Origin of the sequence: Gordonia insulae (assembly GCF_003855095.1) — a bacterium.
GTDB classification, from domain to species: Bacteria; Actinomycetota; Actinomycetes; order Mycobacteriales; family Mycobacteriaceae; genus Gordonia; species Gordonia insulae.
Window position 1 is genome coordinate 1,734,802 of the sequence record NZ_CP033972.1, and the last position, 23,669, is coordinate 1,758,470.

Sequence of the window (23,669 nt, forward strand, 5' to 3'; positions counted from 1 at the left end):
GGGTCAGGTCTCGGCGGACTTTCGTTCATCGGCCTGCACCTCGTCCGGCGTCCGCGCTGTGCCCGACGTCGCCGGTGCCGCCCCGTCGCGCGGAGGCCCGGAATCGGGAGACACGGAGTCGGTTCCGTCGTCGAACGCCTGATCCGGCTCGGGATGCTCGCTGTCGAAGGTCTTCGGCAGCTTCTTCAGCTGCGAGTTCATCGACCTGATCAGCAGAGCTGTCGCGACCAGGAGCACGATGATGATGAGCAGCCCCAGTGGCGAGGCCTTGCCGAACTCCGGGCCTTCGGGTTCCTGCGCAGCCAGGACCTCCAGTCCGGCCGCGACGGTCATCGGGTTCATGGTTCCTCGATTCCGGCGAACAGATCGGATTCGGGTATCGACGTCTTCACCCGAGTCTTCGCCAACTCGAACTCCTCGGTCGGCCACAGACGCTGCTGCCATTCGAGGGGTACGGCGAAGAACACGCCGTTCGGGTCGATCTGTGTCGCGTGTGCGCGGAGTGCGTCGTCACGCTGGGGAAAGTATTTGCCGCAGTCGACCTGGGTGGTCACCCGTCCCATCAGGTCGCCACGACTCGGGTCGCGCTCCCACCGTTCGAGCCATTCCTTGAACGGGCTCTCCTGGCCGTGGCGCTCGAACTCGTCGGAGAACAAGACCATGCGGTCCTTGATGAAACCGTGCGTGTAGTAGAGCTTCGAGACGGTCCACGGTTCGCCGGCGTCCGGATAGGCGTCGGGGTCACCGGCACGCTCGTACGCGGCGACCGAGACCTCATGGTCCCGGATGTGGTCCGGATGCGGATAGCCGCCGTGCTCGTCGTAGGTGATCATGACGTGCGGCCGGAACTCCCGGACCACACGGACAAGGGCCTCGACCGCCTCATCGAGGTCGATGGCCGCGAACGACCCCTCCGGCACCGGCGGCAACGGGTCGCCCTCGGGCAGGCCCGAGTCGACGAATCCGAGCCACATCTGGTCGACACCGAGCGCCGCCGCCGCGTTGGCCATCTCTTCCTTGCGGATGTCACTCATCCGCTCCTTGACCCCCGGCCGGTCCATCGCCGGATTGAGGATGTCGCCACGCTCACCACCGGTGAGGGTGACCACGAGCACGTCATTGCCCTCGGCGGCATACTTCGCGGTGGTCGCGGCCCCCTTGCTGGACTCGTCGTCCGGGTGAGCATGCACGGCCATCAGACGGAGACCGGCGTGGGGTCCACCTGTGTGAGATTCGGTCACGCTTCCTCACCTTCGGATCGATACTCCTCCCATGGTAGGTATTGACGCGTGAACAGTTCAGACGGGGGCACCGGCGCAGCATCCGGCGCCGGCGAGGACCGGCCACGCAGCGGGCCCCGCGCCACCTACCCCACCGCGCAGACGGCATCGAGTCGGCGCGGCTGGTTCATCGTCCTGTCCGTGCTGGTCGTCGTGGTCGGCGTCGGCCTCGCATTCCTCGGGTTCACCAAGTTCGCCACGCCCGACGTCTCGGGGGAGGCGACCGGCTACCAGATCCTCAACCCGTCCACGGTGTCGGTGCAGTTCACGGTCACCCGCAGCGATCCCGGCCGGCCCGCGGCCTGCGTGGTGCGCGGACGCTCGCTCGACGGCGACGAGACCGGGCGCCGCGAGGTCCTGATCCCGGCCGGCTCGCAGGGCCAGATGGGTGTTCGCACGGAGGTGACCACCTCCAAGCCGCCGGTGATCGGTGAGGTCTTCGGCTGCACGACCGACGTGCCCGCCTATCTGACCTCCTCCGCCCCGTGACGACTCCCGTCCGTCAGCGCGCGGTCTTCGCGACCATCTCGACGCCGTACTACGCCTATCTGTTGGCGATGTTCGTCGGCGTCATGCTCATCAGCAACATCACCGGCACCAAGGGTGTCATCCTGTTCGACGATTGGCTGCACCTCTCCGCGGGACCGATTCAGCTGAACGGCCTGGTCACCGACGGCGCGTTCTACCTGTTCCCGCTGGCCTATGTCCTCGGTGACGTCATCAGCGAGGTCTATGGCTTCCGGGCCATGCGCCGCGCCATCTTCGCCGGGTTCGTGGTGCTGTTGATCGCGTCGATCTGCTTCTGGCTCACCATCGAGCTGCCCGCGGCCGACTTCTACGAGGGCCAGGAGGCCTTCCGGACCGTGGCCGGTGTCGTGCCGCAGTTTCTGCTCGCCGGACTCGCCGGCTACCTCGCCGGCGAGTTCCTGAACTCGTTCGTGCTCGTGAAGATGAAGGAGCGCGCCGGCGAACGCCGACTCTGGGCCCGGCTGATCAGTTCGACGGTGGTCGGCGAGTTCGCCGACACGCTGGTCTTCTGCGCGATCGCGGCAAGTGCCCTGGGCATCTCCACGTGGGGTGATTTCATCAATTACACCGTCGTCGGATTCGTGTGGAAGACGTTGGTGGAGATCGTCATCATGCCGGTGACCTACCTCGTCGTCGGGTGGCTCAAACGGGTCGAACCGAGCTATCAGGAGGCGCTCGACCACGCTCGGACAAACGGCACCGATGTGCTTTAGCTCTCAGTCACTGGTACCCTGTATCGATACACGGCTCCGCGAGGGGTCGTGTTGCTGCATTTAGAGCAGTCCATATGCCCAGGTGAAGAAATCGTCTGTGCGCGGACAACACGAAGGAGTACCGATGACCGACACACAGGTGACGTGGTTGACCCAGGAGTCGCATGACCGCCTGAAGGGCGAGTTGGATTCCCTGATCGCCAATCGACCGGTCATTGCTGCGGAGATCAACGAGCGACGCGAAGAGGGCGACCTCAAGGAGAACGGCGGCTACCACGCCGCCCGCGAAGAGCAGGGCCAGCAGGAGGCGCGGATTCGCCAGCTCCAGGAACTGCTGAACAACGCCAAGGTCGGCGAGGCGCCCACCCAGTCGGGTGTCGCTCTCCCCGGTTCGGTCGTCAAGGTCTACTACGACGGCGACGAGTCCGACACCGAGACCTTCCTGATCGCCACCCGCGAGGAGAGCGCCAAGGGCGGGTCCATCGAGACCTACTCCCCGAGCTCACCGCTGGGCGCGGCACTGATCGACGCCAAGGTCGGCGAGACACGCGAATACAACGTTCCCAGCGGCGCCGTGGTCAAGGTGACCCTGGTCAGCGCCGAGCCGTACCACGGCTGATCTGCGACAGTAAGACACTGCGGTAGCGGCCGATCTCGGGATGCCCGAGCTCGGCCGTTACGTCGTCTTCGGGTCGTCACCCACTCAGCTCCCCGACACCACCGACACCGACTCCACCGGTTCCAGTTCCGGCCAGCCGGCCTTCACGAAACTCTGTTTTGCCGCGGGAATCGCCTGCTCGCTGATCGACACACGGTCCTGCACATGAATCGCGGCGCAGAGTCGGCCGAAGAACGTGATGGTCGTCCAGAGTTCGGACTCGCCGTCGTCGGGTTGGAAAGGCGTACTCCACGGGAGGACGACCGACGCACCATCGACTGCGACCGGCAACCGCCAGGCGTCGTGCAGGTGATGGCGCACGTTGCGGGCGCGCGACAGGATGTGGAACACGAAGCTGTCGTCGATGTCCTCGTCTTCGGCCTGCTCGCCGCCGAAATCCTCGATCTCCGAGGGATCTTCGTCGCCGTCACTGTCGATCAGGTCATGCCGCGCGCGCCACCAGAAGATCCCGTCGATGTCGAGATCCACACTTTCGGGAACCGGCTCACCATTCTCGTCGAGGGGCCGAAACACATAGGTGCCCAACGGAATCTCGAACAGCGCGATGCCGCAGTCCACATCCGGGAGCAGCGCTTCCGGACTCTCCGCGGTGAACGGCTCTGCCGCGATCGCCGCCATCGCGGATCGGTCCACCCAGATGACCCCGCTGCCACCGACGAGTTCACCCTCCACCGTCGCCAGCGCCGCGTTGGCATCGTAGGCATCCAGTGTGTCCATGGCCTCGACACCGAGTTCGTCGAGGCGATCCCGCTCCGCATCGTCCACAGACGGGTCCAGGTTCTCCAGATCCTCGAAGAGCGCATCCACATCCGGCTCCAGTTCGGAGGTCAGCATCCGGTAGTCGCGTGCCAGCTCCGCCAGTCCGAACGCCAGCCCCGCCCGGATCTTCGCCGCGTTCTGCGGGCTCCAGGCAGGTTCTTGCTCGCGATTCCGACGTCCCATGTCGTGTGAGGCTACCCAGGTGCGTTCCGCGGAACGTCGTCATGCGACAGATACACCTACGGCGGACGCACATACCCGGAACGGTAGGCGCGATCGGCGAGTCCGACGGAGATCCATCCACACCCCCGCAAACCATCCACAGCCAACCCACAGCAATGCCTCAGACCGTCTCCAACCTGCGGCATCATCCTTGGATCATGAGAAAGAACACACGCACCCCCACCGTCCCCCTGATCGTTCTCGACGGCGATCCCGCCGTCCTCGACCACGCCCGCGCACTGTTCCGTCACGACATCCCGCTCGGTGTCGTCAGCAGTGAGTACTCCGGCGTCGTGCCGTTCATGCTCGGCAACAACGGCCACACCGTCGCGCTGGTCGCCGACGTCGACGACCCGGGCCAGCTCGCCGAGGCGATCGTGCTCGTCGAGCAACGACTCGGGCGCGTCAGCTCCGTCATCCGCTACCCCGCCGACCTCCCCGCCGGCACCGATCTCCGCGCCACCGCATCCGCCGCCTGACGTGCAGCAAGGCTCTGTGATCGCCGCGTAAGCCGCTGTAAGCCCGACGACAGCACCGCCGGGCAGTCTTCCCGGCATGACCACAATCACCTCGGCCGGCCTGGCGATAGAAGCGCATGGGCTGGTCAAACACTTCGGATCGACCCGCGCCGTCAACGGCGTGGATCTGGCCGTCCCGACAGGTTCGGTGTACGGCGTGCTCGGCCCCAACGGCGCCGGGAAGACCACCACCGTCAGCATGCTCGCCACGCTGCTGCGCCCCGATGCCGGCGCCGCGACCGTGTTCGGCTACGACGTCGTCTCCGATGCCGTCGCGGTCCGCTCACTCGTCGGGGTCACCGGACAGTACGCCTCGGTCGATGAGGACCTCACCGCGACGCAGAACCTCGTCCTGTTCGCGCGACTACTCGGATTCTCCCGCCCGTCGGCACGATCCCGCGCCGACGAGTTGCTCGAGGAGTTCTCCCTCACCGAGGCGGCCAACCGCCCGCTGAAGAACTTCTCCGGCGGAATGCGCCGTCGCCTCGACCTCGCCGCGAGTCTCATCGACACTCCCCCGCTGCTCTTCCTCGACGAGCCGACCACCGGCCTCGACCCCCGCACGCGCGCCCAGATGTGGAACACCATCCGCAATCTGGTCGAGCAGGGTTCGACGGTCCTGCTCACCACGCAGTATCTCGACGAGGCCGATCAGCTCGCCGACCGCATCGCGGTCATCGACCACGGCCGGGTGATCGCCGACGGCACCGCCGACGAACTGAAGCAGTCGGTCGGCTCGAGCACATTACAACTCGTCCCGGTCGACCATGCCGATGCACCGCAGGTGTGCCGGATCGTCGAGTCGGTGCTGGGCGAGACGGCGGTCCTCAGTCCCGAGGCCGCGCGGATATCGGTCGGATTGCAGCGACCCGACCTCGTCCCCGATGTGCTGATCAGCCTGCGCGAGAATCAGATCGCCATCGACGAGATCAACGTCCAGAAGCCCAGTCTCGACGAGGTGTTCCTCACCATCACCGGCAAGCCCGCAGAAGAGGAGGCGGCCTGATGACCACAACCATCGATCGCGGCACATCATCCGCGATCACCACCACAAGCGCTCGGCCCGAGGCGAAGACATCGGTCAGCCTCGCCGAGACGATCAAACAGTCCTTCTCCATGGCGTACCGGGGCGTCCTGAAGATCCGGCACAATCCGGAACAACTCTTCGACGTCACCATCCAGCCGATCATCTTCACCCTGATGTTCACCTACATCTTCGGTGGTGCGATCAGCGGTAACGTCCACGACTACCTCCCGGTCATCATCCCGGGCATCCTCGTGCAGACGGTGGTGATGACCTCGATCGTCACGGGCACCCAGCTTCGCGAAGACATGGACAAGGGCGTCTTCGACAGATTCCGATCGCTGCCGATCGCCCGGATCAGTCCGCTCGCAGGTGCCCTGCTCGCCGACGTGATCCGCTACCTCATCGCCACCGTGCTGACCATCGTCATGGGCGTGATCATGGGATGGCGGCCCGATTTCTGGGGTGCCGTCGCATCGGCACTGCTGGTCATGGTCTGCAGCTTCGCCGTCTCGTGGATCTTCGCCCTGATGGGCTGCCTGATGAGCAAGGCCTCTGCCGTGCAGGGCATCTCGATGCTGATCATGTTCCCACTCACGTTCATGTCGAACGCCTTCGTGCCGGTCGACACCATGCCAGGTTGGTTGCAGGGCTTCGTCAAGATGAACCCGGTGAGCCACCTGGTGACCGCGGTCCGTGAACTCACCGCGAACGGGCACGCCGGCGTGCACGTCCTGTGGGCGCTGCTCGGCGCGGCGGTGATCATCGTCGTCTTCGCGCCGCTGGCCGTCCGTGCCTATATGCGCAACACCTGATCCGCCCGGCGGGACGGTTCAGCCACGTCGCGGCGCCAGGAGCTTGCGGACCTCGTCCGTCGCCTGGCGTCGCGACAGCTGTGCCACCGCTTCGACGATCGACTCCCACTGTGCCGCAGGTAGTCCGGAGATCATCGGCATCTCGGTGTAGACGAAGTCCAGTCCCGGATGATCACGACGCGCCCCGAGTCGCCGGGACAACGCCAGCAGGCGCGGGCCATCCGGGTCGCCGTGATCCTGTTGGCACAGGGTGTATCCCGCGGCCATCGCCATGGTTCCCGCCTGCGGCTGATCGTGCCAGCCGATCGCACCGAACGTCGCGTTGACCCCGTCGGCCAGGAGCGCGAGGAAGTCGCCGGTACGGTCCGGTCGCCCGGCCCGCACCAGCCCGACCACTGCAGCACTGATGAGCATCACCATCCCCGGGTCCTGGGCGCCGAGTGGGTGGTCGGCCTTCACGAGTCGCGCAGCGCGCCAATAGATGTCCGCCGACCGCGCGATCCGCCCACGCGCGTATTCGAGCTCGGCGTAGCCGAGCATCATGCCCCCGATCACCTCGGGATTGCCTTGAGGGTCCGGATCGTCGGGCCCCCACCCGTCCGCGACGAGGGCGAGTTCGTCGCCTGCTTCGTCCAGCCGTCCGAGCGCGACGAGCGTCGCGACCAGGTAGCACCGGGCCTGCAACTCGTCGTCGCGGGCACCGAGTTCCACGAGATTGCCGATCCCCGTGCGGTAGAACCCGACTGCGGTTTCCCATTGCGCCTGCTGGCCGTAGAGGCTGCCGATCGTGACATGGGTCATCGCCGACATCCACGCGTTGCGGTGCCGGAACGCGATATCGCGCAGCGCCAATCCGTCCGACAGGGCCTGCGCGAGATCGCCGAAGTTCTCGCGCGCGTTCATGCGGATCGACAGCGCAGCGGTCCGGACCTCTTCGTCGTCGGCCCGCGTGGCGCGGGAGACGAGGCGCATCGCACCGAGCGGACCTCTGCTCAGAACGCAGGCCGACAGCAACTCGGTCGGCCTGTCGAAGATGTGGTCGGGGCGATGCAACAGCCTGATGTAGTAGCGCCCGATGGCGACCCCGCGCAGCTCCCGCCGCAACAGCAGGTGCGCCATCGACGCGAGGACGGTGAACTGCCAACGGCGTCGCATGGCGTCGTCGAGATCCACCGGCGGCTTCGACAGCGCGTAGAGCAGGCGCGCACCCCATGACATCACCTCCCCGTGCAGGCCACGGGCCATCCAGAAACCGCTCAGGGTCGGGAACACCGACACGATGGTCTCGACGGCGTCGGCGGAGTGCTCCTCCTCGGCGCGGCCGACACAGCGACGCAGAACCCACACGAGGTTGTCGGCGTCTGCCGCGATCCAGGTGAACAGCCGGTCGTCGACCGCCGTTTCGTATGCGGCCTCGGCCTCGGCGGCGAACCCACGGGCCCAACGCGACATCGCGCGGTCGACGTCGTCGGACTCGTCCGACTCGTCCGATCCCGCCGGTTCGGCCGACCCTCGCAGTTTGTCCTCACCGAACTCACGGACCATCTCCAGCATCCGATATCGGATCCGGTCGTCGTTCTCGGAGACGGTGAGCAACGACTGATTGACCAACGCCTCGAGGGTGTCGACGAGGCGGTAACCCCGCTGGCCGACAACCACCGCCGCGGCGTCGGCGGTGAAACCTGCCGGGAACCGGCACAGTCGCCGCATCGCCGACCGGGCATCGGTGTCGAGGAGATCCCAACTCCATTCGATCACCGCGTAGAGCGTGCGATGACGGTCCGGCGCAGTGCGATCGGCGCCACGGAGCAACGAGAAACGCTCGGCGAGCCGGGAGGAGATCTCCGCGACCGTCATCGTACGGATCCGGGCGGCGGCGAGTTCGATCGCCAACGGCAATCCGTCGAGGTGCCGGCACAGTTCGGCCACCTCATCTCGAGGCAGCCGTGCGGCCGGGCGGATCGCGCGTGCCCGCCGCTCGAACAACTCGACGGCCGCCCCACGCTCCCCGACGTCGAGCACCGGCAGCAGGTGAATCCGTTCCGCGGGGAGCATGAGTGGCGAGCGACTGGTGGTCAGGATCGACAATTGTGGTTCGGCGGCAAGGAGATCCGCGACGACCCGGGCGCAGCGTTCGATGACCTGCTCACAGTTGTCGAGGATGAGTACTGCCCGCTGACCCCGCACCGCGTCGACCAACCGGTCGCCGAGATCCCCGACCGCCAGTCGTGGACGACCGCCGCCACCGATGTCCGTCTCACCAACTCCGAGCGCCGCGGCGATCGCCGGGACGACATCGTCGCCGTCACGGATCGGTGCGAGCGACACATAGAACACCGGTCGGCCGGATTCCGCCATCACGTCGCCGATGCGATGCGCCACCCGCGTCTTGCCGACACCGCCGGGACCCTGGATCGTGACGAGTCGATGACCCTCGAAAAGGGTGACCACAGCTGCGATGTCGTCCTCTCGACCGACGAGGTCGGAGGCGTCGACCATGAGTCCGACGGTGCGCGCCCGGGCGGGACGCCCAACGCGCGCGGTGTCGGGAGACGCAGTCTCCGCAGCCGCAGGATCACGGTCGTCGGCCACCAGTTGCGCATTGAGAGCCACCGCCTGCGCTCCGGGGTCCACGCCGAGCTGCTCGGACAGTGCACGACGCAGTCGTGCGAACACCGACAGGGCGTCCGCGGTGCGCCCTTCACCCGACAGTGCCCGCATGAGGGCGACGTGCGCCGATTCATCCAATGGGTCTGCATGACAACGCCGGTCGGCGATCTCGCGGGCAGCGGCGAAGTCGCCGGACGCCAAAGCGGCCGCCAGACGTCGCTCGTCGAGCGCATCCCGGAGGCGGTCCGTCCGCGCGCGCAGGTCGGCGTCGAGGCCCGCTCCGGCGTCGTCGCCCAGATCGTCGCCGGGGGCACCACGCCACCAGCCGTCCGCCTGATGGAGAGCGTCCGGCCCGCCCCGTTCGATGAGTTCCGCGACGATGTCGAGGTCGGTCCGGCACCCGATCAGCCGATACCCGCCGGCGACACCCTCGAGACGACCGGCCCCGAGCAGGGGCCTCAGCCGCGAGATCTGGGTATGTAGGGCGGAGGCGGGCGAGCGCGGCGGCAGATCGCCCCACACATCGTCGATCAGCCGCTCCGCGGACCGCGTCCGCCCGTCCGCGAGAGCCAGCGACACCAGCAGGCGGCGCGCGCGAACACCCGGCACGGGCACCAGGAGCTCCGGCGTGCTGCAGTGGTCGCCGACCGCGACGGGACCCAGCAGGCCGATCACGGTCGCGCTGTCGGACGCGGACACCCAGTCAGGTTAGCGCCACACCGGTCCGGCGATCCGCGTCGGACGTGTAGAAATGTAGCCATGGCGCGCAGCTACTCCCTCGAGGCGATCGACGTCGACTTCTTCGAATCGGCACCGGTCACCTATCGAATCGACGTGAATCTGCCGGTGACACCCCAACGGGCATGGGCCGAGTTCACCCGGCAGAACACGCTGAACTGGTGTCGGGCAATCAAATCCATCGAGTTCACATCGCCCCCACCGTACGGGGTGGGCACCACCCGCAAGGCATCGCTCGGGCTCGCCGGGCTGTCCGAGCACTTCTTCGTCTGGGACGAGGACGCCACCACCGGCAACTACCGCAACGCCTTCCACGCGGTCACGGCCACCACCCCCGGCCTCAAGCGATTCGGTGAACTCACCGAGATCCGACCCGCCGATGTGGGCTGCCGATTGATCTGGCTGTTCGCGCTCGAACTCGCGACGTCGGCCAAGGCGGTCACCGCCTTCTCCGGCCCCACCGCCGCAACCGTGTTCAAAACGGTCGAAACCGACACGGTGCGGCATTTCGCGAAGTTCACGCCCCAGAGCTGATTTCACCCCCAGAGCTGATCACTCCAGAGCTGATCACCGAGACCGGTTCTCTCACTCCCGGAGGAAACCCGCCTCGGACAGCGCGCGACGGACCTCGCGCTGGTGCTCGGGACCGCGGGTCTCCACGCTGACGGTCACCTGCACCTCGTCGAGGTAGAGATCGTCGGCGACCCGCGAGTGGACGACGTCGACGACGCTGGCACCCCGGTCGCGCAGCAACTCCAGCAGCGCGATCAATCCGCCGGGCCGATCAGAGACCGTGGCGGTGACGGTCAGGAACCGCCCCGCAGCGGTCAGACCGTGCGTGGTGACATGGCTGAGCAGCAGCGGATCGATGTTGCCGCCCGACACGACCACACACACCTTGCCGGCGAGTTCGAGACGACCCGCGGTCACCGCGGCGACCGCGGCCGCTCCCGCCGGTTCGACGACGAGCTTGGCCCGCTCGAGCATCAGCAGCAGGGCGGTGCTCAGTGACTCCTCGCTGACCGTCACGACCGAGTCGACCAGTTCGCTGATGTGCGCGAACGGGACGTCGCCCGGCCGGGCGACCGCGATGCCGTCGGCCATCGTGTTCATCGAGATGGCGGCCACCGGATGTCCGTCGGCGAGCGATCGCGGCCAGGCGGCGGCCTGGGCGGCCTGCACGCCGATGATGGTGACGTCGGGGCGCTTGCGCTTGACGGCCGCGGCGATGCCCGCGAGCAGACCGCCGCCGCCGAGAGGGACGACGATCGCATCGACATCGGGCATCTGGTCGAGGATCTCCACGCCGACCGTCGCCTGGCCCGCGACGATGTCGGGGTGGTCGAACGGATGGATCAGCACCGCCCCGGTCTCCTCGGAGAACCGTCGTGCGGCGATCAATGCCTCGTCCACGGTCGAGCCCTCGAGGACGACCTCCGCGCCGTAGGCCTTGGTCGCGGCGATCTTCGGCAGCGCCGCCCCGGTCGGCATGTATACCCGCGAGGTGATGCCGAGTTGCTCGGCCGACCACGCGACGCCCTGTGCATGGTTGCCCGCACTCGCGGCGACGACCCCGCGGGCCCGCTCCTGCCCAGACAGCCGTGAGATCCGCAGGTACGCACCACGGGGCTTGAATGAGCCTGTGCGCTGGAGGTTTTCGCATTTCAACCACACATCGCAGCCGATCTTCTCGGCGAGCACCCGCGAGGCGATCATCGGGGTACGGCGCATCACGGTGGACAGCGCGGCGGCCGCGTTGTCGATCTCACCTTGAGTCAGCAACACGGCGTCCGCCGATCCGTCAGCACCGATCCGTCAGCTCAGCGCGTTCTCGAGATCACCGAGCAGATCGGCGATGTCCTCGATCCCGACCGACAGCCGGACGAGATCCGCCGGAACCTCCAGCAGCGAACCTGCCGTCGATGCGTGGGTCATCGCCGCCGGATGTTCGATGAGGGATTCGATGCCGCCCAGGGACTCCGCGAGGGTGAACACCTCGGTGCGGGCGCAGAACTCCTGGGCCGCGACCTGTCCGCCCTTGACGCGGACCGACACCATGCCGCCGAAACGTCGCATCTGCTTGCCCGCGACCTCATGACCCGGATGGGTCGGCAGGCCCGGGTACAGCACCGAGTCGACCTTGGGATGCGTGGACAAGAAGTCGACCACCTGCTCGGCGTTGTCGCAGTGGCGATCCATTCGGACCGCGAGGGTCTTGATACCGCGCATGGTGAGGTAGGCGTCGAACGGGCCGGGCACCGCGCCCGCCCCGTTCTGCAGGAACGCCACCGCATCGTCGAGCTCTTCGCTGTTGGTGACCAGCGCGCCGCCCACGACATCGGAGTGGCCGCCGAGGTACTTGGTCGTCGAGTGCAGCACCACGTCGGCGCCCAGGGTTATCGGCTGCTGCAGGTAGGGCGACGCGAAGGTGTTGTCCACCACCAGCTTGGCGCCTGCCTCGTGCGCCACGGCGGCGAGCGCCTCGATGTCGCCGACGTTGAGCAGCGGATTCGTCGGGGTCTCGATCCAGACCAACTTGGTCGCGGGCGTGATGGCTGCCCGGATCGCGTCGACATCGGAGACCGGCGCCGCGGAGTAGGTGATGCCCCACTGCGAGAACACCTTGTCGATCAGTCGGAAGGTGCCGCCGTACGCGTCGTTGGGGATCACCAGGTGGTCGCCGGGGCGCAGGGTGGCCCGCAGCAATGCATCGGTCGCGGCCATGCCCGAGGCGAAACCTCGCCCGTAGGTGCCTTTTTCGATCGCGGCGAGGTTGGCCTCGAGTGCGCGGCGGGTCGGGTTCCCGGTGCGCGCGTACTCGAACCCGTCGCGCATCCCCCCGACACCATCCTGCGCGAAGGTGGAACTCGCGTAGATCGGTACGTTCACCGCACCGGTCTGCGCATCGGGCTCGTAGCCGGCGTGGATCGCCTGGGTGGAAAAACCTTGCCAGCGGCTCGAATCCGCGGCGCTGCGGTGCTCACTCATGGTCGCTCTCCTATCCGACGATGGGGTGGGTGCTGACGAAGGCCAGCAGATCGTGCCGGGTGATCACGCCGATCGGCTTGCCGTCCTCCACCACCATCAGCGCATCCGATTCGGACAGTGCCTTGGTCGCGGCCGTGACCGGTTCACCGGAACCGATGAGCGGGAACGGATCACCCATGTGCGCCGACACCGGGTCGGCCAGGTTGGCGCGGCCCTCGAACACGGCACTGAGCAGGTCACGCTCGGTGACCGCACCGGCGACCTCGCCCGCCATCACCGGCGGTTCGGCGCCGACCACGGGCATCTGCGAGACCCCGTACTCACGCAGGATCTCGATGGCGTCACGCAGCGTCTCCTGCGGGTGGGTGTGGACCAGATCGGGCAGTGCGCCGGTCTTTCCGCGCAACACGTCCCCGACCAACGACTCGCGCGCCTTCCCGTCGAGCGGGCTGCGCAGGAATCCGTAGCTGCTCATCCACTCGTCGTTGAAGATCTTGCCCAGGTAGCCGCGGCCACCGTCGGGCAGGAGCACGACGACGAGCGAATCAGGCCCCTCACGCTCGGCCACCTGGAGTGCCGCGACGACCGCCATGCCACACGAACCACCGACCAGCAGGCCCTCCTCGCGGGCGAGGCGTCGCGTCATGTCGAACGAATCGGCGTCGGAGACGGCGATGATCTCGTCCGGGATCGACGGATCGTAGGCGGACGGCCAGAAGTCCTCACCGACACCCTCGACGAGGTACGGCCGACCGGTGCCGCCGGAGTAGACGGAGCCCTCCGGGTCGACGCCGACGACCTTCACCTTTCCGTCCGACACCTCCTTGAGGTAGCGGCCGGTACCCGTGATGGTGCCACCGGTACCGACGCCCGCGACGAAATGCGTGATCTTGCCGTCGGTGTCCGCCCAGATCTCCGGACCGGTGGTCTCGTAGTGGCTCTGCGGTCCGGCGGGATTCGAGTACTGGTCGGGCTTCCAGGCGCCGTCGATCTCGCGAACCAACCGATCGGAGACGCTGTAGTAGCTGTCGGGATGGTCGGGGGCGACCGCGGTCGGACACACCACGACCTCGGCACCGTAGGCACGCAGGACGTTGCGCTTGTCCTCACCGACCTTGTCGGGGCACACGAATACGCACTTGTAGCCGCGCTGCTGCGCGACCAGCGCCAGACCGACGCCGGTGTTGCCCGACGTCGGCTCGACGATGGTGCCACCCGCCTTCAGCGCACCGGACTGCTCGGCGGCGTCGACCATCCGCACGGCGATCCGGTCCTTGCTGCTGCCGCCCGGATTGAGGTATTCGATCTTGGCTGCGACCAGGCCAGAACCGGGATTGGTCACCGAGTTGAGCTTGACCAGCGGGGTGTTGCCCACCAGGTCCACGACATGATCTGCGATGCGCATGTGTCCATCGTCCCAGAGGCGCGGAATCGGCGAGAACCCGGACTAAGCTGGCAGCCGTGCCCGAGTTCAGGTCGCCAGGTTTCGGATAGTCGGCCCACCATGGACAACAATCGCCTCCTCCGTGACGTCGGTGCGACCGTGGCGGCCACCGCCGCCAGCGCGGGCGCCTCATGGGCTGCCTACAACTATCTGAACGGTCAGGCGGCCGAGGCGCGCACGGTGATCCCGCACCGCACCGACGACGCCCCCAACGGCGACGGCATCTATCTGCCGGACGGCACGGGCCCGCATCGATACACCCGGGACAGCACAGTCGACCTGCACCTGGTGGTCTTCGGCGACTCGACGGCCGCGGGTCTGGGCGCGGACACGGCCGATCAGACACCGGGGGTCCAGGTGGTCCGGCGCGTGTCCGCCGAGACCGGCAAGGTCATCCGCTACGGCAACAAAGCGATCGTCGGCGCGACATCCAAGGGTCTGGTCGCCCAGATCGAGGCGATGCTCGTCACCCGTGAACGCCCCGACGTCGCGGTGATCCTGATCGGCGCCAACGATGTCACCGCCAGCAACGGGATCCGGTCGTCGGCACGACGCCTCGGTGAGGCGGTCGCCCTGCTCGTGGAGAACGGCGCGAAGGTCGTCGTCGGTACATGTCCGGACTTCGGGGTGATCACCGCGATCCCGCAGCCGCTGCGCAGTGTGCTGCGCCGGTGGGGGTTGCAGCTCGCCTCGGCTCAGCGGGGTGCCGTGCGCGCGGCCGGCGGTCGGCCGGTCCCGATGGCCGATCTGCTGGCCAAGGAATTCCTGGCGAAACCCGAGCACATGTTCTCGCCGGACCAGTACCACCCGTCGGCGGCCGGCTACGCGCTGGCTGCGGACATCCTGATCCCCGAGGTGCTCGAGGCGATCGGCGAATGGGGTCCGGCGCCGCTCCCGGAGCCGCCGGAGGTATCCGAATCGGTGGAACAGAATCGACTGGTCAGTCGGCTTCGCCGCCTGGTGGGACGGCCCACTGACCAAGCAACTGCTAGGGAGTAATCTGACGCTCATGCCTGAAGCAGTCATCGTCGCCCATGCCCGCTCCCCGATCGGCCGTGCCGGCAAGGGGTCCCTCAAAGACATCCGCCCGGACGAGCTCTCCCGCCAGATGGCGGCCGCCGCGCTCGCCAAGGTGCCCGAGCTCGACGTCGCCGACATCGAGGACTTCCACTGGGGCATCGGTCAGCCCGGCGGTCAGGGCGGCTACAACATCGCTCGTGTGATCGCCGTTGAACTCGGCCTCGACCACGTCCCCGGCGTGACCGTCAACCGCTACTGCTCGTCGTCGTTGCAGACCACACGGATGGCGCTGCACGCCATCCGCTCCGGCGAAGGTGATGTGTTCATCTCCGGTGGTGTCGAGAGCGTGTCGAGCTTCGGCATCTCGGGGGCTGCCGACGGCGCACCGAACTCGAAGAACCCGGTGTTCGACGAGGCGCAGGCCCGCACCGAACAGACCACCCAGGGTGGTGCGCCCGCGTGGACCGACCCCCGGGGGCAAGGCCTTATCCCGGATGTCTACATCCCGATGGGTCAGACCGCCGAGAACGTCGCCAGCTTCACCGGCATCTCCCGCGAGGACCAGGATCACTGGGGCGTCCGCAGCCAGAACCGCGCGGAGGAGGCCATCAAGTCGGGCTTCTTCGCCCGCGAGATCGATCCGGTCACCCTCCCCGACGGCAGCATCGTCGACACCGATGACGGCCCGCGCGCGGGCACGACCTACGAGAAGATCTCGCAGCTCAAGCCGGTTTTCCGGCCGGACGGTACCATCACCGCCGGCAACGCCTGCCCGCTCAACGACGGTGCGGCCGCGCTCGTCATCATGAGTGACACGAAGGCCAAGCAGCTCGGCCTCACCCCGCTCGCCCGCGTCGTCGCGACCGCCGCGACCGGCCTATCGCCGGAGATCATGGGCCTCGGCCCGATCGAGGCGATCCGCAAGGTGCTCAAGGTGTCCGGCATGTCGTTGTCGGACATCGATCTCGTCGAGATCAACGAGGCCTTCGCCGTGCAGGTACTGGGCTCGGCGAACGAACTCGGCATCGACCACGACAAGCTCAACGTCTCCGGCGGCGCCATCGCGCTGGGTCACCCGTTCGGGATGACCGGCGCGCGCATCACCACCACCCTGCTGAACAACCTGCAGACCCACGACAAGACCTTCGGCATCGAGTCGATGTGTGTGGGTGGCGGTCAGGGCATGGCGATGGTGCTCGAACGCCTCAGCTGAGACCACTGGAATCGAGAAGGGCCGGCCGGAGTTCGCTCCGGCCGGCCCTTCTCGTCGTGTGCGGTGCAGACCCGCCCGTCAGACCGGATCCGGCTCCCGGAGATCGACGTCCGACGCATCCGCTCGTGTCTCGGCGGCGACCGGTGCGGGGATCTCCTGCCTCTCGTCGGCGTCCGGGCGTCGCAGGAACAGGACGATGACGATCAGCGCGAAGCTGAGGAAACCGGCGACCGTGAAGACGCGCTGGACACCGTGGCTGATGGCCTCGGTCTCGGCGACACCGGCGTCCTGGTCGGCGGTCGAGACCACGGTCATCACCGTGATGAACAGGGCCGTGCCCGCGGCGCCCGCGACCTGCTGGAAGGTGCCCAGCACTGCGGAGCCGTGCGAGTACAGGCGGGGTTCGACGGACCCGAGCCCCAGCGTCATCAACGGCGTGAACGTCGCGGCCAGACCGAGGCACAGCATGGCGTTCGCCCCGAGCAGCCACCACACCGACGTCGACGGGCTGACGAACACCAGCATCCACACCGCGGCGCTGACGATGATCGCGCCCGGGACGGCCAGGATCCGCGGGCCGCGCAGGTCATAGATCCTGCCGACGATGGGACCGGCCAGACCCATGATGAGACCGCCGGGAAGAGTGAGCAGTCCGGTCGTGAGCGGGTCCAGCTGGAGCACCGTCTGGGCGAAGTACGGCACCACGATGAAGGTGCCGAGCATGGTCCCCATCGCGACCACCATCGCACCCATCGCGAGGGAGAACTGCCCCGACCGGAAGACCCGGAGATCGAGCAACGCACGGTCGTGTCGTTGCAGCGCCAGTTGTCGGCCGATGAACGCAGCCAGGGCGAGCACGCCGACGGTGAACGGAATCCACACGGGCACACCCGAACCGTCCTCGGCGGACTCGCCGATCCCGGCGAGCCCGTAGACCAGTCCCCCGAATCCGAGAATCGCCAACGGCACCGACACATAGTCGATCGGGGATTTGATCCGCTCCCCGACCGGCCGGATCAACACACCCCCGACGATCAGTGCGGCAAGGGCGATCGGGGCGACGAAGCCGAAGATCCATCGCCAGCCGAAGTGATCGAGGATAAACCCGGACACCGTCGGGCCGAGCGCGGGTGCCACCGCGATGACGACCGAGATGTTGCCCATCATCACGCCGCGGCGGTGTTCGGGAACCACCGTCATGATGGTGGTCATCAGCAGCGGCAGCATGATCGCGGTACCGATCGCCTGGATCACCCGCGCACCGAGCAGCACCTCGAATCCGGGTGCGGCGAAAGCGATCACCGTGCCGGCGGTGAACGCCGACATGGCGAACACGAACAGCGTGCGGGTGCCCGCCCGCTGGATGAGGAAACCGGTCAGTGGGATGACGACCGCCATCGTGAGCATGAATGCGGTGGTCAGCCACTGACCCACACTCGGCGGGACGCCGAGATCGCGCTGGAGCACCGGGATGGCGATGCTCATGACGGTCTCGTTGAGGATGACGACGAACGAGGCGACCAGCAAGACACCGATGACGACCAGGTTCTCGCGCGACAATCGGTCGTCGGCGGGTGCGGGATCGGACGGCACAGCGGGATCGGACACAGCGGGATCGGACACAGGTTGGTTGGCAGCGGTCACGGAGGGGTCCTTCCGGGAAAGTGCATCGGGCGCTCTGGCACTGGCGTCGGTTCGATGCCGTTGGTTGATCTGACTCGAATGGGCGACCGATCTCATCGGTTGCCGTGCCGCTGCTCACCACATGGGGACGAACGCTACCAATCCGGTCGGACACCGCGCGAGTGATTTTCTCCGTGGCCGACAGAGACCGATGGCCCCGCGCCCAGGTGGGTGCGGGGCCATCGGCCGGTGAAAACGTCTAGTCGGAGTTGAAGTAGCTCAGCAGACGCAGGATCTCGACGTACAGCCAGACCAGGGTGACGGTGAGGCCGAGAGCCACACCCCACGCGGCGCGCTCGGGCGCTCCGGCCCGGATGAGCCGGTCCGCGGCGTCGAAGTCGAGCAGGAAGCTGAACGCGGCCAGGGCGATGCAGACGAGCGAGAAGATGATCGCCAGCGGACCACCGTTGCGGAGTCCGAAGCCTTCGCCACCATTGAACAGACCGATGACGAGGTTGCCGAGCATCAGCACGATCACGCCGATCATGCCCGCGAAGAGCATCCGGGTGAAGCGAGGCGTGACGCGGATGGCGCCGACCTTGTACACGAGCAGCATGCCGAAGAACACGCCGAAGGTACCCAGGACGGCCTGCCCGATCAGTGCGCCTGCCGACGTGTCCCCGGCGACCACCATGTTCGCGAAGACGAACGAGATGGAGCCGACGAACAGACCCTCGAAGAGGGCGTAGGCGAGCACGATCGCGGGATTGTCCTGCTTGCGACCGAACGTGGCGACCAGCACCAGGCCCAGTCCACCGAGGGCGCCGACCAACATCAGCGGCATCGCCAGGCTCGTCTGAGCAGCCTCGGTCGCCCGACTGCTGATCGCGAAGTAGGTGATGATCGCCGAGATGGTCAGCACGCCGAGCGTCATGGCGGTCTTGGTGACCACGTCGTCGATCGTCAGCTGACGGCTGACCGGTGGGGCCTGGGTGTACGGATCGGTCTGCTGCCCCTGCTGACCCCACATGGCACCCTGACCGGCGGCGGCCGCTCCGGCGCCGAAACCGGCGTAGCCGGTCTGGTTATCGCGGACGACACCGCGCATAACCGGATTGCTGCTCTCTCGCACCTAGTGCTCCTTTTGCTTGTTGTATCTGCGTTGTCAACGAGAACGGTGGCTGTCGAGTTCCGACTTTACCTTCTCTTGACTTTGGTGTCGTGTGACAGCAGGAGTCACGGCCGCGTCGTGCGCTGTTCGCGCAGCCACGCCCGCACATCGCCGGCGTCGTGGCGCGCACCGAGGAGGTCGCGCGTCGCGCGGCCCAGGCACACCGAACGCATCAGAGATTCGGCGAGAGCGAGGTCATCACCCCAGGGCAGACCCGGTTTGGCCAACATCAGCGAGGCGACGCCGTGTGCCGCCGCCCAGAACTCGAGCAGCACCTCGGTGACGTCCGAATCCGGGAAGAAGCCCTCTGCGGCGAGTTCGGCCACCGTCGCCGACATCCGGTTGAACGCCGACGTCGCGAGCACCTCGTCCACCTTGGACGGGCCGTCGGGGCCCGACTGCCGGAACGCGATGCGATAGAGCACCGGCGTGGTCACGGCGAACCGGACGTAACCCAATCCCTGCTGGAGTGCCCGCTCGAGTGGATCGTCGATCCCGGCCGACACCTCGGCCATCACGCCGTCGAGCTGCTCGAAGTATCGCGCGCACACCGCGTCGAGCATCGCGTCCTTGTCGGCGAAGTGGAGGTAGATCGACGGCGGGGTCACACCGACCCGCGCGGCGACCGCGCGTACCGACACCGCGGCATCGTCACCGTGCTCGAGCAGCAAGGCGTTGGCCGCCTCGATGATCTCCTCGGCCAGCAGCTCACCGGAACCGCGGGGCGACCTGGTCCGTCTCGTCGTGCTCGACACGGCTCTCCTCGTCGACTGAGGTTCCGGCCGGGGCCGGAACGGATGGTCGGGTGCTGATCGACTCCGACAGTCCGATGCGATCGTGGAGTCGTCGGAGGGGTCCCGGCGCCCACCAGTTCGCACGCCCGGCGAGGCGCATGAACGCCGGGACCAGCAGCATGCGGATCAGGGTGGCGTCCATCAGGACGGCCAGGGTCAGTCCCACCCCGAACATTCTCATGAACGACACCTCCGACGCCGCGATCCCCGCGAACACGATGCTCATCAGCAGCGCCGCGGCGGTGACCACCCTGCCGGTTCGTGCGATGCCCACCGCCACGGCGTGATCGCTCCCTTCCCTGCTGCCGTCGGAGTCGAGCCATTCCTCGCGGATTCGGCCGAGCAGGAACACCTCGTAGTCCATCGACAACCCGAACGCGATGCAGAACATCAAGACCGGGATGGTGGCCACCAGGTATCCGGTCGCGGTGGTGCCGAGCCCGCCGAGATGCCCGTCCTGGAAGAACCAGACCATCGCACCGAAGGTCGCGGACAGCGAGAGCACGTTGAGGACAAGGGCCTTGAGCGGCAACACCACGCTGCCGGTGAACAGGAACAGGAGGACGAAGGTCGCGAGCGCGATCATCGTCAGAACCCACGGCAGGTGGTCGTAGATGGCGTTCACCGTGTCCTGGTTGGTCGCCGCCAGCCCGGTGAACAGGACACCGACACCGGCCGGGACCGCGACGGCGCGCATCCGGTCGAGTTGGGCGAGCCCCTCGTCACGCATCGGCTCGAGATCGGTGGACACCGAGATGAGTGAGGTGGTGCCGCGGGTGTTCGCCGGGTCCCCGGGGCCCACCTGTCGACCGTCGACGAATGTGCCCGCCGACGACGACGCCGAATCCACCTGCTCGACCTCGGACAGCGCGGCGGTGTATCCGGCCAGCGTCGGGCCATCGGGAAGCCCGGACGCGACGACCGTGACCGACGCGGACATGTTCTGCGCGAAGTCGTCCCGGATCTCCTGCTGGATCGCATGCGATGACGCCGTCGGCGGCAACACCCGGTCGTCCGGGAACCCGAAGCGGATCCCGAGGAAGGGCGCACCGAGGACGAGGAGCAGGGTCGTCACCACCAGGGCCACCGGCAGCGCGTGCCGGAGGACGAACTGCACCAACCGATACCAGCGGGTCTCCTCGACGGCACGCGGCGCCGGCGTTGGTCGGCGGAAGATCCTGCGCAGGGGACGACGGACATCGAGCGCGTCCACGCGCGGTCCCAGGACCATCAGGATCGCCGGTGTGAGGACGAGCGCGGCGAGCGATGCCACGATGACCACCCCGACGCCGGCGTAGGCGAACGAGCGCAGGAAGTACATCGGGAAGATGGCGAGCGCCGCGAGGGACAACGCGACGGTGACCGCCGAGAACGCCACCGTCCGACCGGCGGTCGCCATGGTCGTCGCGATCGCGGCGGGACGGGGGGCGCCGCCCGTGACCTCCTCGCGGTAGCGCGTCACGATCAGCAACGTGTAGTCGATCGCAAGGGCCAATCCCAGTGCCGTGGTGAGGTTCAGCGCGAAGATCGAGACGTCGGTGAATTCCGCGATGAGGCGCAGCAGTGCGAAGGTGCCCACGATGGCGACGATGCCGATGACGACCGGTAGAGCAGCCGCCACCAGACCACCGAACACGACGATGAGCACCACGAAGCTGATCGGGATCGCGATCCCCTCGGCGACCGCCAGGTCCTTCGTCGTCTGCGCGTTCACCTGGCTGAACACCAGGCCCTGACCTCCGACGCGGACGGAGATCCCCTGTCGCTCACCGGTGAAGCGCTCGTCGATCTGCTGCGCGTACGCCGGTGCGTCATCCTCGCCCCCGGCCAGCGTCAGCACGATCAGCGCCGATGAGGAGTCCTCGCTGACCAGCGCCGGCGCCAGGTCCGGGTTCTGCCAGACCGACAGGATGGGTCGCTGGACGTGGTCGACGGTCTCGAGTTCACCGACGATGCCGGTGCCGACCTCCCGCGCCGTCGGGTCGGTGGCCATGTTCATCCCGGCGGGTCCGTCGAGCTTCACCACCACCTGCAGTCCACCTCGGTCGAAGGTCTCCTCGAGGACGCGGTCGGCCCGTGAGGACTCCGATCCGGGGTCGCTGTAGCCACCGGCGAGCAGGTGCTGCGCGGCAGTGGCGCCGTAGAGCCCGGCCAGGATCAGCACGAGAAACGCGACACCCAGCACCGCCCGGGGCATCTTCAGGATGAATCTGGTCAGTCTCGCCGGCATGCGCACTCCCCACAGTCGCTTATCGGCGTTAAGTTACCAGCATTAACCAACAGCGGTCAATTGATCGTTCCCGGCGTCGGGCAGGCCCAGACCACGACGGACCGTGCGCAACTCACGACGGACGACGGCACGCTCCGACCCCAGCAGACCCGTCGCCCGCAGCACCTCCCTCAGCCGCACCGCCGGGCGGGCGACGTCGACGAGGTGATGGAGCGGCGTGCGCCGCAGACCCAGCGCACCCGCCGCGGACTCCTCCATCCAGCGGGTGCTGATCGACGAGAACGACGTGGAGAGAACGGGTTTGATGACCACGCCCATCATCGTGACCACGGGCCCCGGCAGCGGGATCGCATCCCGCAGGTCGTAGCCGTCTCGCAACAGGGCGTGCGTCAGGCGTTTCGACACGGCGTCCGGCTCGAGTTCGAACTCGGCGGCGATCGTGAACAGTTCACGTGCAGCGGCGAAGTCGGCGGGCAGACGCTCGTCGTCGACACCGATCACCCAACCGATCCAGCGCCACAGGTGCGTGATCGCCGCCCGCTCGGCACTGCTGTACCGGATGCCGAGATCGCGGGCGATGGTCAGCGGCAACACCAGGAAACCGCCGCTGATCGTCAGCGCCGAGTACGTCTGGTTGATCGGCACGCCCCAGGCGTCGACGTCCCAGACGTCGCCGGAGCCGGCACGGTCCCGGAGGAGGTGATCGCGGATCAGTGCGTGGAGCAATCGGATACGTATCGTGGCGACCCAGCCGGGCGCACCCGGCCGCATCGAGCCCGGAGTGGTCGCCTCCGCGACCCACCGCGCCGTGTTCTGCACACGTTCGAGGGTGCCCTCCCCGAGCCGCCCGGTGGCGGCGAGCGGACGGACGAATCCCTGGGCCTTGTATCCGTAGATCAGAGATTGATAGAGCGTCGACGACTGCAGTGTGCCGAATCGCCACCACGCCCGGGCGCCGGCCTCGGCGAGCGACGGGTCGAACCATGCCGGTGGCGTGCTCGCCGATCGGATCAGCGCACCGAGCGCCGGCGGCATCGCCGGGTCGTCGGGGTCGTCGGGGTCGTCGGGGTCGTTGCCGACCATCGCCAACAGTTGCGTCCAGCCGATCCGCCGCTCGTGCATCTCGGCGATCACCGCGTCGGCGACTTCGTCGGAGCGCGCGAGTCCGTCCTCCAGGCGTGCGACGACCTCGGGGTGACGCTCGGCGACGGCATCCCAATTACGCGCACCGGTGATCGACGCGGCATCCATGCCTCCATGGTGGGCGCGGCATGTGCGCTGGTCAAGCACCACTCTGCCG

General features: G+C 67.4%; 21 protein-coding genes. 9 read left to right on the top strand and 12 right to left on the bottom strand.

From position 1 onward, the window contains the following. Positions 1-3: 3 nt before the first annotated feature. Together D7316_RS07880 and mca are read right to left on the bottom strand one after the other, a co-directional pair. Complete coding sequence (locus D7316_RS07880; RefSeq protein ID WP_124707793.1) at positions 4-342, bottom strand: hypothetical protein; 339 nt, start codon at positions 340-342, stop codon at positions 4-6. Then, entirely contained in the window at positions 339-1,241 is a 903-nt protein-coding gene (mca, locus tag D7316_RS07885; protein ID WP_124707794.1) for a mycothiol conjugate amidase Mca, read from the bottom strand. The genes D7316_RS07880 and mca overlap by 4 nt, the downstream gene beginning before the upstream one ends. A gap of 48 nt (positions 1,242-1,289) precedes the next feature. On the opposite strand from mca, the gene D7316_RS07890 reads away from it, so the two are divergent. From D7316_RS07890 to greA, 3 genes are all read left to right on the top strand, one after another. Continuing rightward, the gene (locus D7316_RS07890; protein ID WP_124707795.1) at positions 1,290-1,769 is read left to right on the top strand and encodes a DUF4307 domain-containing protein; all 480 of its coding nucleotides are present in this window, start codon (positions 1,290-1,292) and stop codon (positions 1,767-1,769) included. After that, positions 1,766-2,521: a queuosine precursor transporter gene (locus D7316_RS07895; protein WP_232016817.1), complete on the top strand. Its 756-nt coding sequence runs from the start codon at positions 1,766-1,768 to the stop codon at positions 2,519-2,521. Before D7316_RS07890 ends, D7316_RS07895 begins: the two co-directional genes overlap by 4 nt. A gap of 124 nt (positions 2,522-2,645) precedes the next feature. Beyond that, positions 2,646-3,140, top strand: a complete 495-nt coding sequence (gene greA, locus D7316_RS07900) for a transcription elongation factor GreA (protein ID WP_124707796.1) — start codon at positions 2,646-2,648, stop codon at positions 3,138-3,140. A gap of 84 nt (positions 3,141-3,224) precedes the next feature. On the opposite strand, the gene D7316_RS07905 is transcribed toward greA, so the two are convergent. Continuing rightward, positions 3,225-4,142 carry a hypothetical protein gene (locus D7316_RS07905; protein ID WP_124707797.1) on the bottom strand — a complete coding sequence of 306 codons (918 nt, stop codon included), beginning with the start codon at positions 4,140-4,142 and terminating at the stop codon, positions 3,225-3,227. A gap of 197 nt (positions 4,143-4,339) precedes the next feature. On the opposite strand from D7316_RS07905, the gene D7316_RS07910 reads away from it, so the two are divergent. From D7316_RS07910 to D7316_RS07920, 3 genes are all read left to right on the top strand, one after another. Next, the gene (locus D7316_RS07910) at positions 4,340-4,660 is read left to right on the top strand and encodes a hypothetical protein (protein WP_124707798.1); all 321 of its coding nucleotides are present in this window, start codon (positions 4,340-4,342) and stop codon (positions 4,658-4,660) included. A 76-nt stretch (positions 4,661-4,736) separates the two neighbouring features. Continuing rightward, positions 4,737-5,705, top strand: coding sequence for an ATP-binding cassette domain-containing protein (locus D7316_RS07915; protein WP_124707799.1), 969 nt, complete (start codon positions 4,737-4,739; stop codon positions 5,703-5,705). Beyond that, a complete protein-coding gene (locus D7316_RS07920) occupies positions 5,705-6,538 on the top strand; it encodes an ABC transporter permease (protein WP_124707800.1) in 834 nt (277 codons plus the stop codon). The genes D7316_RS07915 and D7316_RS07920 overlap by 1 nt, the downstream gene beginning before the upstream one ends. Before the next feature lie 18 nt (positions 6,539-6,556). On the opposite strand, the gene D7316_RS07925 is transcribed toward D7316_RS07920, so the two are convergent. After that, positions 6,557-9,847 carry a BTAD domain-containing putative transcriptional regulator gene (locus D7316_RS07925; protein WP_124707801.1) on the bottom strand — a complete coding sequence of 1,097 codons (3,291 nt, stop codon included), beginning with the start codon at positions 9,845-9,847 and terminating at the stop codon, positions 6,557-6,559. A 60-nt stretch (positions 9,848-9,907) separates the two neighbouring features. Between D7316_RS07925 and D7316_RS07930 the strand changes: the two genes are divergently transcribed. Continuing rightward, positions 9,908-10,420 (top strand): SRPBCC family protein, encoded by a 513-nt coding sequence (locus tag D7316_RS07930; RefSeq protein WP_124707802.1) that lies wholly within the window; start codon positions 9,908-9,910, stop codon positions 10,418-10,420. 51 nt (positions 10,421-10,471) lie between these two features. Here D7316_RS07930 and ilvA read toward each other — a convergent pair whose 3' ends face one another. From ilvA to D7316_RS07945, 3 genes are all read right to left on the bottom strand, one after another. After that, the gene (ilvA, locus tag D7316_RS07935; protein ID WP_408610069.1) at positions 10,472-11,617 is read right to left on the bottom strand and encodes a threonine ammonia-lyase; all 1,146 of its coding nucleotides are present in this window, start codon (positions 11,615-11,617) and stop codon (positions 10,472-10,474) included. Between the two features lie 84 nt (positions 11,618-11,701). Continuing rightward, the gene (locus D7316_RS07940; RefSeq protein WP_124707804.1) at positions 11,702-12,874 is read right to left on the bottom strand and encodes a cystathionine gamma-synthase; all 1,173 of its coding nucleotides are present in this window, start codon (positions 12,872-12,874) and stop codon (positions 11,702-11,704) included. A 10-nt stretch (positions 12,875-12,884) separates the two neighbouring features. Beyond that, entirely contained in the window at positions 12,885-14,279 is a 1,395-nt protein-coding gene (locus D7316_RS07945) for a cystathionine beta-synthase (protein WP_124707805.1), read from the bottom strand. Between the two features lie 99 nt (positions 14,280-14,378). Here D7316_RS07945 and D7316_RS07950 point away from each other — a divergent pair, with 99 nt between their 5' ends. Both D7316_RS07950 and D7316_RS07955 read left to right on the top strand, forming a co-directional pair. Next, positions 14,379-15,317: an SGNH/GDSL hydrolase family protein gene (locus D7316_RS07950; protein WP_124707806.1), complete on the top strand. Its 939-nt coding sequence runs from the start codon at positions 14,379-14,381 to the stop codon at positions 15,315-15,317. A 10-nt stretch (positions 15,318-15,327) separates the two neighbouring features. Then, on the top strand, positions 15,328-16,551 hold the full coding sequence (locus D7316_RS07955) for an acetyl-CoA C-acetyltransferase (RefSeq protein ID WP_124707807.1): 1,224 nt from the start codon (positions 15,328-15,330) through the stop codon (positions 16,549-16,551). A 78-nt stretch (positions 16,552-16,629) separates the two neighbouring features. Here D7316_RS07955 and D7316_RS07960 read toward each other — a convergent pair whose 3' ends face one another. The 5 genes from D7316_RS07960 to D7316_RS07980 all read right to left on the bottom strand — a co-directional run bounded on the left by D7316_RS07960 (position 16,630) and on the right by D7316_RS07980 (position 23,620). After that, positions 16,630-18,159, bottom strand: a complete 1,530-nt coding sequence (locus D7316_RS07960) for an MDR family MFS transporter (protein WP_124711192.1) — start codon at positions 18,157-18,159, stop codon at positions 16,630-16,632. 274 nt (positions 18,160-18,433) lie between these two features. Then, complete coding sequence (locus tag D7316_RS07965; protein WP_124707808.1) at positions 18,434-19,306, bottom strand: Bax inhibitor-1/YccA family protein; 873 nt, start codon at positions 19,304-19,306, stop codon at positions 18,434-18,436. Between the two features lie 104 nt (positions 19,307-19,410). Continuing rightward, a complete protein-coding gene (locus D7316_RS07970; RefSeq protein WP_124707809.1) occupies positions 19,411-20,100 on the bottom strand; it encodes a TetR/AcrR family transcriptional regulator in 690 nt (229 codons plus the stop codon). After that, a complete protein-coding gene (locus D7316_RS07975; protein ID WP_124707810.1) occupies positions 20,054-22,369 on the bottom strand; it encodes an MMPL family transporter in 2,316 nt (771 codons plus the stop codon). Before D7316_RS07975 ends, D7316_RS07970 begins: the two co-directional genes overlap by 47 nt. A 42-nt stretch (positions 22,370-22,411) precedes the next feature. After that, complete coding sequence (locus tag D7316_RS07980) at positions 22,412-23,620, bottom strand: oxygenase MpaB family protein (protein WP_124707811.1); 1,209 nt, start codon at positions 23,618-23,620, stop codon at positions 22,412-22,414. Positions 23,621-23,669: the final 49 nt, after the last annotated feature.